General features: G+C 39.0%; 10 protein-coding genes. 3 read left to right on the forward strand and 7 right to left on the reverse strand.

The window, feature by feature from the left end:
* Nucleotides 1-130: 130 nt before the first annotated feature.
* The 3 genes from AC57BQ_RS17380 to AC57BQ_RS17390 form a co-directional block, all read right to left on the reverse strand.
* Nucleotides 131-1,306, reverse strand: coding sequence for an acyl-CoA dehydrogenase (locus tag AC57BQ_RS17380; protein WP_496407478.1), 1,176 nt, complete (start codon nucleotides 1,304-1,306; stop codon nucleotides 131-133).
* 145 nt (nucleotides 1,307-1,451) lie between these two features.
* On the reverse strand, nucleotides 1,452-2,411 hold the full coding sequence (locus AC57BQ_RS17385) for a hypothetical protein (RefSeq protein WP_496407479.1): 960 nt from the start codon (nucleotides 2,409-2,411) through the stop codon (nucleotides 1,452-1,454).
* Nucleotides 2,412-2,440: 29 nt separating this feature from the next.
* Nucleotides 2,441-3,778, reverse strand: coding sequence for an MBOAT family O-acyltransferase (locus AC57BQ_RS17390; protein WP_496407480.1), 1,338 nt, complete (start codon nucleotides 3,776-3,778; stop codon nucleotides 2,441-2,443).
* 913 nt (nucleotides 3,779-4,691) lie between these two features.
* Here AC57BQ_RS17390 and AC57BQ_RS17395 point away from each other — a divergent pair.
* Entirely contained in the window at nucleotides 4,692-4,997 is a 306-nt protein-coding gene (locus AC57BQ_RS17395) for a hypothetical protein (protein WP_496407481.1), read from the forward strand.
* Between the two features lie 286 nt (nucleotides 4,998-5,283).
* On the opposite strand, the gene AC57BQ_RS17400 is transcribed toward AC57BQ_RS17395, so the two are convergent.
* Nucleotides 5,284-5,811, reverse strand: a complete 528-nt coding sequence (locus AC57BQ_RS17400) for an adenine phosphoribosyltransferase (RefSeq protein WP_496407482.1) — start codon at nucleotides 5,809-5,811, stop codon at nucleotides 5,284-5,286.
* Nucleotides 5,808-6,674 (reverse strand): helix-hairpin-helix domain-containing protein, encoded by an 867-nt coding sequence (locus AC57BQ_RS17405; RefSeq protein ID WP_496407483.1) that lies wholly within the window; start codon nucleotides 6,672-6,674, stop codon nucleotides 5,808-5,810. Before AC57BQ_RS17405 ends, AC57BQ_RS17400 begins: the two co-directional genes overlap by 4 nt.
* Nucleotides 6,675-6,754: 80 nt before the next feature.
* Here AC57BQ_RS17405 and AC57BQ_RS17410 point away from each other — a divergent pair, with 80 nt between their 5' ends.
* Nucleotides 6,755-8,509 carry a bifunctional lysophospholipid acyltransferase family protein/GNAT family N-acetyltransferase gene (locus tag AC57BQ_RS17410; RefSeq protein WP_496407484.1) on the forward strand — a complete coding sequence of 585 codons (1,755 nt, stop codon included), beginning with the start codon at nucleotides 6,755-6,757 and terminating at the stop codon, nucleotides 8,507-8,509.
* A 353-nt stretch (nucleotides 8,510-8,862) separates the two neighbouring features.
* Here the strand turns inward: AC57BQ_RS17410 and AC57BQ_RS17415 are convergent, their stop codons facing one another.
* Nucleotides 8,863-9,747: a hypothetical protein gene (locus AC57BQ_RS17415; protein ID WP_496407485.1), complete on the reverse strand. Its 885-nt coding sequence runs from the start codon at nucleotides 9,745-9,747 to the stop codon at nucleotides 8,863-8,865.
* A 12-nt stretch (nucleotides 9,748-9,759) separates the two neighbouring features.
* Complete coding sequence (locus tag AC57BQ_RS17420) at nucleotides 9,760-10,647, reverse strand: FimB/Mfa2 family fimbrial subunit (protein ID WP_496407486.1); 888 nt, start codon at nucleotides 10,645-10,647, stop codon at nucleotides 9,760-9,762.
* Between the two features lie 198 nt (nucleotides 10,648-10,845).
* On the opposite strand from AC57BQ_RS17420, the gene AC57BQ_RS17425 reads away from it, so the two are divergent.
* Nucleotides 10,846-12,249, forward strand: coding sequence for an APC family permease (locus AC57BQ_RS17425; protein WP_496407487.1), 1,404 nt, complete (start codon nucleotides 10,846-10,848; stop codon nucleotides 12,247-12,249).
* The last annotated feature ends 102 nt before the right edge of the window (nucleotides 12,250-12,351 follow it).

The raw sequence follows: 12,351 nt of genomic DNA on the forward strand, positions 1-12,351 counted from the left end.
TGTCAGCAAGCATGACAAAGCACAACTTACTGACAAACAGACATTTAAAAATAACTAATAAAGGGGGCAAACCCCAGGTAAACTGGGCACTAACAACAAGTAGGTTATTAGCTATATGTCGATATGATCTCTATCCTCTCAATACTTCCCTGCTGATCACGATCTTCTGTATTTCTGAGGTTCCCTCCCCTATGGTACACAGCTTAGCATCGCGATAGTATTTTTCAACCGGGAAATCTTTGGTATAACCATATCCGCCAAATATCTGTACAGCTTCGTTAGCAGTACGTACCGCTACCTCAGATGCATAATATTTTGCCATAGCCGATTGTTTGGTTACCGGCAGATGCCTGGTTTTCAGGTCAGCAGCCTGCATCACCAAAAGTTCGGCAGCTTCAATCTCAGTAGCCATATCAGCCAGTTTAAAGGATATACCCTGGAAATTGCTGATAGATTGTCCAAATTGCTTACGTTCTTTGGAATAAGCTACCGCTGCTTCAAACGCGCCCTTTGCAATACCTAATGATAAAGCAGCTATAGAAATACGGCCGCCATCCAATATGGTCATAGCTTGTTTAAAGCCTTCGCCCTGCTTACCTAATAAGTTTTCTTTGGGTACGCGGCAATTATCAAATATAAGTTCGGTAGTTTCCGAGGCGCGCATACCCATCTTATTTTCCTTTTTGCCATGGGTAAAGCCTGGCGTACCTTTTTCAATAACTAAGGCTGATATCCCTTTCGAGTCGCCTTTTTCCCCTGTTCGCACCATCACCACGGCCACATTACCCGATTTACCATGGGTAATAAAGTTTTTTGAACCATTTACTATATAATGATCGCCATCCAATACAGCTGTAGTAGCCATGCCCATCGCGTCAGATCCTGTGTTCGACTCGGTAAGCCCCCAGGCACCCAGCCACTCGGCTGTAGCCAGTTTAGGCAACCATTTGAGTTTTTGCTCTTCGTTACCGAAAGCTAGTATATGACCGGTGCATAAAGAATTATGTGCGGCCAGCGACAAACCTATCGAACCGCATACCCGGGCAATTTCTGATATGACGGTTACATATTCGGCATATCCAAAACCCGAGCCGCCGTACTGTTCAGGTACGACTACACCCATCATGCCCAGTTCGCCCATTTGTTTAAATAATTCAAGCGGAAAATGCTGTGCCTCATCCCATTCCATTACGTGTGGTCTGATATTTTTTTCGGCAAAATCCCTGGCCATCTGGCCCACCATGCGTTGGTTATCGTTAATAGAAAAATCAAACCCTACGGGGCTGTCTGTTAATAAAGAATCCATGTTTTATAATTGGTTATTAGCAAAGTAACGGATTAATTATCAACATAGTTTTATCCGGATCGGGGTCAAAAAAAAGTACAAATTGGTATCTGGTATAATTATCAGGTTTAGTTAATTTAAAGCTGCTAATTAGTGACAAATGAATTTAAAATTTATTTTTTATAATTCTGCTTCCTGGTGTTTTATTAGTGATCAAGAGTGGAAAATTCTTATTCTTACTCTTTTCTATCGTTAATAGTAAGCTATCAATTTTATAAGTGAGCTTCTTTGCGCCCAGGTCATCTAAATGGTCGGCGTCATAAAAATCACCTGCCTTAAATGAACCGTTGTTAAGTAAATTAATGTAAAAAACATTATCATATTTTTTACTTATTGTGTAAAGCATATTTATAGTACTATTAAGTTGTTCAGGATTTAAATTTTGCACGTAGGTTTTATAAGCGGGCGAGGTATACAACAAAACTTTAACATTATTTTTATTTGCGTACTCAATAATGGATCTTAAAACCTCCACATTTTCATTAAAATAGCCTTCTTTTATAACAAAATGTCTTTTTGCAGCTAATTTCCCGGTTTTAAGCAGATCCTTCTTTTTACTCGACAAATAATCAGTTCCCCAACCCAACCTTGAACAAAGTACGGCATGCTCATGATTTAAATAGGCAGACTTGATCCTTACCATATCCAGAAGCAATTTATTGCTCAACACTTCACTATTATCTGTATAGTTATGGCTGCTTATGCCGTAGTAAATATTATAATCCTTAACACGCCAACTTTCTATACCATTTCCAAGTTTTCCGTATAAAGAAAAGTAATCAACAGGCAGTATGATAAATTTCAAATTCTGCCAGTTTTTATCGTATTTCTTTATTATTTGCCAATCGTAAAATAAGGATTGGGCCACATAGGCCGCGTTAAAGCTTTTATGGCTCATAAGCTGTGGATCAATACCGTAGTAAGCATGCGAAGACCCTAAGACAAGTACATTGATGTTATTTGAATTTTTATCAAGGTAATTGCATTTATACTGATAATCATTCGGTATTTTTCTCAAGAGTACTTCCATTAAAACAGCCGATATAACTATGGGAGATAAAAACATCAGCACATAGGTGATAAACTTTTTCATAGTTAAAATTGAAAATAAATGAACTGCTGCTCTGAACCCGCAAAATACCATATGCCAAATACAAGGGCATAATAAAATGACCACCTCACAAATTTTGGAAAAGCAATTTTAGGACTCTCTAAAGCATATTGATGTTCGCGGCCTATCCATTCAACCATTAAAAAGAGACAAATAAGCAGTATAAACGGGTTGTTTAACTGGCTTGGATAGGTAAAAAAAGGGCTTGAAAACATTTCGGTAATGTATTTAATAGCATCCCCTACGCTTGCAGCCCTGAAAAATATCCAAGCAAAAACCGTAAGACTAAAGGTGATTAATATCCCTGCAAACTCCCTGGCGCTGGATAACAGTTTTCCCTTCGCTACAATTTCAAGGTTAGTCCTATTTTTATTTAAGATAAGCAGAGGCAAAAAGTAAATCGCATTTAAACCGCCCCATATAATATAGGTCCAGTTTGCGCCATGCCAGAAACCACTCACCAGGAATATGATAAATGTGTTCCTGATCTTCATCCACATCCCTCCTTTACTGCCGCCCAAGGGGATATACAGATAATCTTTAAACCATGATGAAAGTGAAATATGCCAGCGTCGCCAAAACTCTGCTATATCACGCGAAAAATAAGGGAAGGCAAAGTTTCTTAAAAGCTCAATGCCAAACAGCCGGGCTACCCCCAGGGCAATGTCTGAATAGCCAGAAAAATCGCAATAGATTTGAAAGGCGAAGAAAACAGCCCCTATAATATGATCACTACCCGAAAAATGCGAAGAATTGTTAAATATCAAATTTACATAATGCGAACACTGATCGGCAATAACTATCTTTTTAAATAATCCCCATAAAATTTGCCTTAATCCATCAATTGCTTTGGCGTAGTCAAAAAAACGCTTCTTTTTAATCTGGGGTAAAAGATGGGTAGCACGTTCGATTGGGCCCGCTACCAGCAGCGGAAAAAAACTAACAAACACCGAGTAGTCAATAAAACTTTTTTCGGGTTTGATGCGCCCTTTATAAATATCTATCACGTATGATAAACCATGGAAGGTGTAAAAGGAAATGCCTATCGGCAGGATCACTTTAATTATCCAGGGATCTACCTTAAAACCAAACTGGGCGGCAGCTTCGGCAAAAGAGACCGAGAAAAAATTGTAATACTTAAAGAAAGCCAGAAAACCAAGATTTACGGATATACTGATCCAGAGCCACATTATTTTATATTTAATATTGAGGGCTTCGGCTATTTTTATCCCGGTAAAGTAATCAAGTAATGTTGAAAAGATCAGCAGGAATAAAAACCTGTAGTCCCAGCTGGCATAAAAAAAATAGCTTGCAACAAGCAAGAGTATATTTTGGGCCTTTAAACTCCTATTAGTAACAAACCAGTACAGTATAAAAACCACCGGCAAAAAAAGCGAAAAGCTTATTGAGTTAAACAACATACTAATAAAGTAAAGGTAATTTATATAGCTTTTTATATCTCCTTCAACCTATCTCGTTTCACATAAACCGGTTAAAAGTAAAGTAATGATCGCGACTATAAAATGACGCACATCACGAATATTGATAATTGGGGGATTTAGCATAGTAACTAAAGCCGCCCAATATCCTTAGCGAATGATTTTAAAACAACAAAAAATGTAAGCAGGATTGTTACAGCTCCATTTCATTATGATTTAAGTAATAGTTTTATTGATAAAGTAAATTTTATTCTTTATAGTTTAATATAATCAACGCAACCAAAATGAACAATTTATAAATGAAGGTATTCAAAAGAACGGTTACAATCCTAAAACGAGGCGAAGCTTTCAATTTAGAACTCTTTTTTGACTTGTCTCCCAACCTGTTGTGCGTAACCAGAGTATGACGGATATTTTAAAAAGATCAACCCTATAGTTTCTAAAACATTAGGGTACACCAATGCAAAATTGTACTCCAGGCCGATTAGTTCATTTATTCATCCGGCAGATACGGATATTACCGCGAAAATCTTTTAAAAAACATCTCTCTTTTAAATTTCGAAAACGGGTATGTATCCAAAGAAGGTGAAATAGTTTGGCTTTCCTGAATCTCGATGCTCGTTGATAGCGAACAAATAGTGTTTGCTATCGCGAAAAACGTTATCCATAAGAAGAAACTTGAGGAGGACAGAAATACCTTGCTTGCCAATTTAACAAAGATCTTAAACAATTAACGGATACCACCTCACATGACCTCAGATCGCCGGTCAGTAACTTAATATCGGTTTTTCATTTGTTGGATGTATATAAAATTGAGGATGAGGAAACACTTAAATTTATAGGCTTGCTGAAATCGGCCACAGAAAATCTGAAGGATACTTTAAACAGGTATGTGGACGATTTGAGTCAAAAAGACATATTAAGTGTCCACATAGAAGAACTTGATTTAAATGATTGCTTCCAGATAGTAAAACGATCGTTAAGCACATTAATATCTAACTCCAAAACAATTATTAATGCTGATTTTTCTGAAATAAAAAAGATCAAATTTAACAGAGCCTACTTAGAAAGCATATTACTCAACCTGATCACCAATACGTAAAACGGGTTGTATTCCTGTTATCACCATATATTCGAAACAAGTAAACGGCGTTAATCAGTTAATATTCAAGGACGAGGGTTGGGGTTTTGATATAGATAAAGTAAAGGACAGAATATTTGATCTTAATCAAAAATTTCACGAGCATTCAGATAGTAAAGGCATTGGCTTGTACCTGGTTCATAACCATGTTACCAGTTTAGGCGGCTATATAACTATTGAAAGTAAATGAAGGAACAATGTTTGTTATTGTTATTTCATCTAAAGATTAATAACCGTCTTCCAATTCCTAATACTCGGCTAATACCACCAATGTATCACTGATAGGTGTTATCCGTTTACGGCCCTCCAAAAAGCCAAGCTCTACTACAAAGGAGAAACCGGCTATTTCGCAGCCCATTTCTTTGATCAGTTCGCTTGCGGCTGTAACAGTACCACCGGTTGCCAGCAGATCGTCGTGGATCAATACGTGCTGTCCGGCTTCAAAAGCATCTATATGACATTCAATAATAGCCGTACCATATTCCAGCTTATAGGCCTTCTGCTTAATAGTAAATGGCAGCTTACCGGCCTTCCGTATCGGCACAAAAGGTACCCCCAGTTTAGTAGCCAGTGTAAGTCCGAATAAGAATCCCCGGCTTTCAATTCCGGCTACCACATCTATGCGTTTGCCTTTTAATTGTTCAACAAAGGCGGTAACAATGTTATCGCACAAAACAGGATCTTTTAGTATAGGGGTTATGTCTTTAAAAATGATTCCCGGCTTGGGAAAATCAGGAATATCACGAATGGCAGACTTTATTTGCTGGGTTATCATTTGAAAGTTAAATATGGCTCAATTTTACGCAAAATTCCATCATCAAGTATGGCAATATTTTTCATATCGTCAATTGATGCATAATCACCATGCTGATTATGGTATTCCAATATAGCATTGGCCTGTTTAAAGCTCAGATACGGGAACCGCCTGAGTTCATTCAAAGAGGCCGCGTTCACGTTCATTTTGGTAATATGCTTATTATCTACAGTGATGCCGCCTTGTATTTCGGTGTATTTAGCTTCATCAATACCGAACACTTCTTTTAATTGCTCCTTATTATAAAAACCGCCCACACGCTCCCGATACCTGATAATGCGCATGGCAAACGCAGGCCCTACCCCCCTGATACGGATTAGCTTTGCCGAGTCGGCGCTATTCACCTCAATTACTTCACCTGGCGCGGCTTTTTCGGTATGATGATAGGTATCCGGAATATTGATAAAAGGCTCCAGGCGTTGATAGTCGGCATCAGTAATGGAATATATCTTTTTCACATCGGCCTTATTATAAAACCGACCACCTTTTTCCTCATAATTTTTAATCACTTTGATCTGACGCTCGCTTAAACCCAGTTTTTGCCAGCCGGCATCGGATAATTCATTCGGATTGAAGGTAAATAATTTGGCATTAGCTATTTTCGACTCATTGGTCCAGGAGTTACCCGTCGAGCTTACCTTTTTACCTTTACTTAGCAGGGCAACGGCCTTATCAAACTCATTAAAATTTATTATATTATCTTTGCGGAACATTTGATAAACATAAGGCGCTGCTAAAACCAATGCCATTAAAATAATAAGCACTACCATTCCGTTCCATTCTTTTTTGGTTACAGACAGGTAGTTTTTAAAATATGCCTTCATTTACAGCGTTTATCGATTGTTAAAATAAATAAATTTTCAGGATATTTATAAGTTAATTAAAACACCCCTTTTTATAAAAAATGAAAGTAATAACCACCGAAGAGTTTGCCAAAGCCACCAAACTGGATAAGTTGAAAATGCCGGGCCTGGCCGCTTTATTGATGGAGCTCATGAAAATTAACCAGGTCAATGAACTGTTTGCACAGGCCCAACCAAAAGAAGGCCCCGAGTTTGTTGATGCCATTTTAGAGGGTTGCGGAATTGATATTGAATTTGACGAACGCGAGTTACGAAACATACCCAAAACCGGTGCCTTTGTTGCCATTGCCAATCACCCCTACGGTGGCATCGAAGGTATGGTACTTTTAAAAATATTATGCATGGTAAGGCCCGATGCTAAATTGATGGCCAACTTCCTGCTTAAAAAGATCCCCAACCTAAGTGATTATTTTATAGCGGTTAACCCGTTTGAAAATGTAGAACATTCATCCAGCATCAGCGGCTTAAAAAACACACTTGAACTCTTAAATAATGGTACCCCAATCGGTATTTTTCCGGCAGGCGAAGTGTCTACCTTTAAAGTTGAACAAAAGCAGGTAACTGACCGCCTTTGGCACCCGGTGGTAGGTAAAATCATAGCCAAAGCAAAAGTGCCTGTAGTACCCATTTATTTTCATGGCAATAATGGCCTGCTGTTTAATTTGCTTAGCCTGATACATCCTGCCCTTCGTACAGCCAAATTACCGTCTGAATTATTTAACAAACACGGCCATACGATTAAACTGCGTATAGGTAAGCCTATTAATGTAGAGGATATACCTGATCATAACAACAGCGCCAAACTGCTTAACTTTTTACGTGCCCGCACCTATGCCCTCGGCACCGGACTGGAGGAAGAAAAAAAGTTATTCAGCCCGCGCAACCTGTTTAAAATAAAACGCCTGCCAGAAGCTGTGGCTCCCGAAATAGATTCGGCTATACTGGATAAAGAAATAGAGCCCCTGCGCGAAAATTACAAGGTATGGACAGAAAAAAACTACGAGGTATTTATAGCCCCTACTTCTGTTATCCCAAATGTTATACGCGAGGTTGGTCGCCTACGCGAGATTACTTTCCGAGAGGTGGGTGAAGGCACTAACAAGGCCATTGACCTTGATGAATACGATATTTATTATCACCACCTCTTTATCTGGGATTTTGAAGCTAAAATGATCGTAGGCGCTTACCGGATAGGTTTGGGCGACGAAATATTTTACAGCGTTGGCAAAAATGGTTTTTATATTACCGAACTGTTTAAGCTCAAAACTCAGTTTACGCCAGTATTGCGCAAAAGCCTGGAACTGGGCCGCTCATGGATCCGTAAGGAGTATCAGACCAAACCTCTTCCCCTATTTTTACTGTGGAAAGGCATTCTCAAATTCCTGATCGATAACCCGAGATACCGGTACCTTATCGGACCGGTAAGTATCAGTAACTCATTCTCCAAATTCTCCAAATCGCTTATTGTTGATTACATTAACCGTAACCATTTTGACCATGAAATGGCGCAGTATGTAAAACCACGCAAGAAATTCAAAGTCGACTTTGCCAAAATAGATACCGACCTGCTCATGGCCGGCGAAGATAGTTTCAAAGGGCTCGACAACCTGATATCGGAAGTAGAAACCCGCAATATGAAAGTTCCGGTACTGTTGCGCCAGTACATCGCGCTTAATGCCAAGATCATCAGTTTTAATATCGACCCTAAATTTGCCGATTGCCTGGATGGTTTCCTGGTACTCGACCTGGAAAAAGTGCCTCAGGATATTTTGGAAAAACTGGGCAAAAATCTGTAGTCAATAAATGGCATTTAACGATGGTTAAAAACTTTTTAAACCTTAAATTTTAACACTTTTTTAGTCAAAAACAGGGTAAAAATGTTTGCTTTTTGGCCATTTTAACAAAGTTTTAACGCATTTTAACACTTTTTAACAAATTTCTGATGGGTTTTGAAAGGTTTAAAAAGTATTAAATATTTGACTATCAAATAACTACGCACAAAACGGCCGGTTTTTGGCCGCTTTTGTTCTTTAACCAAACAGCCCGGCTCTCCTTTATTTAGGGGCCGGGCTGTTTGCTGATATAAAGATACAAAATATTTATCTGAATCGGAATTAGTATTTCCTCACGGTACCTACCCGGGAAACTGTTAAAAACTTACAACAGTAGGCGTAGGATTCCAAACCTGGTTTACGCTTGCTTGAAACCCATTGTTATTACTCGTTCCTCCAAAAAGGTTACCCGTGTAAATTGTTTGCTGATTTTTTTGTACGCTTACGTTTTTGGCCTCTCGATGTAAATACGTATGTAGCCCAATATAATCTAACGTAAATGAAATTGGGGTAGTTGAGCCTAAAGTTAGATGATCTATTTTAAAATTGCTTTGTCCTATTGCCGAAGCTGGTATAGTTATACTGTAGCTTGAAGATGCCGGCGTATATGGAACAGAATAGAATATGGAATAACTTCCCCATTCCTGGCTAAGTGCTAAATCAAAACGAATAGCATCTGCAGGAATTGGGTCCTTAATAATGAATTGAATATCTGCTACAATGCGTTCTAATGTAATTGTTTGGTTGAGATTGTTACTCGTTACGGTTACCGCCACTGTTTTCGCATAAGTATCCTTCCATATATTTGATGGATAAGATATTAAACCCTGGTACGTATTGGTAATAAGACCTGCCTGAAATGCGTAAAATGCTATTTTGTAGGTGGCAGATGGTAATGAATCTGTAATTGAATTGGTAAAGCTTTTTGTACTGAATGTTTTAAAATGAATCAACTTACCTCCGGAGTCATAAACTACATAGCCAATACTATCAAACATCGCTTTTATAGAACCCGTATCAGAAACAACACTGTTTGTATTTAACCTGCTGCTGTTACTCCCCAAAATTTGTTGTTTAAATCCATCTAAATTAAAACTAACCAGATATTTTTTCTTATTGGTTATTCCGGAACCTTTGTCCTTTTTGCAGGAAAACAGTACTATTAGTAAAAGTAATAATATATATGTACTTAAATTTTTCATGTTCTTAACGTTTTATAAGTTTGTGGTTTGGCTATTCCAGGCCGGATCAAATGAGATGTGAAAACCACCTGCTACCACCGAACCTGTAAACAGTTTACCGGTAAGTAAAGTGATTTTGTTTGACTGGCAGGTAACGTTATTTATTACGATAGGCGATAGGTAAAAAGATTTCGGAAAACGCTCGATAGTGACTGTAAATGGTATTGTTACATTATAAAAAAATGTACTTATTTTATAGTTAGCACTACCTTTTTCTGTCGGCTTAAACTTATGCGAAATTGTCTGGGAACCGTTGCCAAAAGGAGGCAAAAGGGTTGAAACGAAAAACGACCCATACGCAGGAGAGAGGGTTACTTTGATACTATCCACATTGGCGGGTACCACATCAGTAGCCTGTATCTGAACCTGTGAGGTAATTCTGTTTAAACTAACCTGCTGGTTAATATCTGCATTGGTAACCGTTATATTAAGCTTTTGATAAAAAAAATCTGGCAAAGAGCTGCCGCTAGTAAAAGAATCTTTGAAAAAATAATCCCCGGATAAACCCTGACTTATACTTACGGTCGCGTTTCCGATAAAAATAACGGTATAGGTTCCCGGGTTAAAAGAATCCGAAATATTGCCCAGGTTTGTTGTCGTAGAATCCTGCTTTATCCAGTGGACTAATACACCAGAGCTATTATAGACCAAATACCAATATGTTTTTACATACTTTTTAAAGGTATCTGCAACACTGTTTGTTTGGAGCTTGCTGCTGTTTGTTGCCATTTTTCCAAGATCACCTGCGGTAAAGTTGACAGTGAATTTTTGCCCGGATGGATCGTTGGCTTTTGAATGGTCTTTTCTGCACGAAGAAAGAAAAAAAGCGCCAATCAGTATTAAAAATAAATAATTTTTCATGTGTTAGGCTTGAGGTTAATAACAACTAATTGCATATGATGTGATGGCTTAAGGCGATTTAAATCTAATGATTTATTTATTAAAAACAAACCATATACTACGCTGTAAAGCAAATAGTTGGTCTATACTTTGATAGCTAAAGCTCCTTTTTATATTCGAAATTGAATATATTGCAAGAAACAACCTCAACCCTGCACCATGAATGAAAACCAGGCCGACAAGCACACCGAAACTCCCCAGCTAAAACAGGTACTAAGCTTACCTACCGGTATTTTATTGGTAGCGGGTATCATGATCGGCTCGGGCGTATTCAAGAAGATTGTGCCGATGTCGCAGGCTTTGCATAGCGAAACTTATATTTTACTGGCCTGGATCATTGGGGGTGTTATTACCATGTTTGGCGCTTTTACTTATGCAGGTCTGGCCACCATGACCACGCAAACCGGCGGCGTATATGAATACCTGCGGTTGATCTATGGAGATTTTATCGCCTTCCTCTTCGGCTGGACCATTTTTACCATTGTCGGCAGTGGTGCTGTCGCGGCATTATCCTTTGTATTCGCGCAATCGGTTAATACGCTGCTGCCCCTGCCCGAGTTTTTATCGTCCTTTAAAAATATAGGTATCGGAGATTCTATTTTCCCATTTGCTGATTCGGGCATCAAACTACTGGCGGTGCTCACCATTATCGTGTTAACCTGGGTAAATTATAAAGGTGTAAGTAAAGCCGGGGCTTTAAACAATGTGGTCACCTCGGCCAAAATACTGGGGATCCTGCTGCTCATTATTTCGGGCTTCCTGTACAGCGGTCACCCAGCCATTGTTAAAGGCGCCGAAGTGGTTCAACCTCCTACCGGGGCCGCTTTATTCAGCGGCTTGTTCGGAGCCATGCTCAGCGCGCTGTGGGCTTACGATGGATGGGCCAATATTACCTTTGTAACCGGCGAGATCAAAAACCCCAAAAGAAACATTCCACTGGCTATTGTTGGTGGTGTAGGTATAGCAATGACTTTATATGTATTGCTCAATTACGCTTACATGAAAGTTTTGCCGGTATCGCAACTGGCACTACTGGGCAGCAATAAAATAGCAGCGGCCGAAATAGCGGGGATCATCATGGGCAAACCAGGCGTTATCATCATAGCCATACTGATCATGACCTGTACCTTTGGCGCGTTAAATGGCTGCATTATCTCCTACCCACGGGTTTATTTTAGGATGGCGCAGGAAAAGGTTTTCTTTAAAAAAGCGGCCCTTATCCATCCTGATTACCGTACCCCACACATCTCCCTGCTTTACTCCGCCATCTGGAGTATTATACTGGTATGCAGCGGCACATTTGACCAGATCACCAACCTGGTTATTTTTGCCTCCTATGCCTTCTTCGCCCTGGCAACCTGGGGACTGATCCGGATGAAAATAAAAGGCGTAATCAAATCAAAAGTTATCGGTTACCCGGTGATCCCCGTTATTATTATATTATTTTGTATCGCGCTTACCATCAATACCATCATCACACAGCCACTGGCATCAGTTATGGGCCTCCTGCTCATTTTAAGTGGAGCACCTTTTTATTGGTATTTTAAAAAGAAGTTAGTCTGAAACAGAATTTACAGAATTAAGGGATTTTCAGAATTACGTTGAACTATTATTTTGCGAATTCTTTAATTCTGTAAATTCTGATTCAGACAAGAATATAAAACA

This window comes from Mucilaginibacter sp. BGA-UO-ETr-C110 (genome assembly GCF_059567985.1).

Excerpts from the sequence above, each read along its gene's own strand:
- AC57BQ_RS17380 (WP_496407478.1), bottom strand. The coding sequence starts at position 1,306 with ATGGATTCTTTATTAACAGACAGCCCCGTAGGGTTTGATTTTTCTATT.
- AC57BQ_RS17385 (WP_496407479.1), bottom strand. The coding sequence starts at position 2,411 with ATGTTTTTATCTCCCATAGTTATATCGGCTGTTTTAATGGAAGTACTC.
- AC57BQ_RS17400 (WP_496407482.1), bottom strand. The coding sequence starts at position 5,811 with ATGATAACCCAGCAAATAAAGTCTGCCATTCGTGATATTCCTGATTTT.
- AC57BQ_RS17405 (WP_496407483.1), bottom strand. The coding sequence starts at position 6,674 with ATGAAGGCATATTTTAAAAACTACCTGTCTGTAACCAAAAAAGAATGG.
- AC57BQ_RS17410 (WP_496407484.1), top strand. The coding sequence starts at position 6,755 with ATGAAAGTAATAACCACCGAAGAGTTTGCCAAAGCCACCAAACTGGAT.
- AC57BQ_RS17415 (WP_496407485.1), bottom strand. The coding sequence starts at position 9,747 with ATGAAAAATTTAAGTACATATATATTATTACTTTTACTAATAGTACTG.
- AC57BQ_RS17420 (WP_496407486.1), bottom strand. The coding sequence starts at position 10,647 with ATGAAAAATTATTTATTTTTAATACTGATTGGCGCTTTTTTTCTTTCT.
- AC57BQ_RS17425 (WP_496407487.1), top strand. The coding sequence starts at position 10,846 with ATGAATGAAAACCAGGCCGACAAGCACACCGAAACTCCCCAGCTAAAA.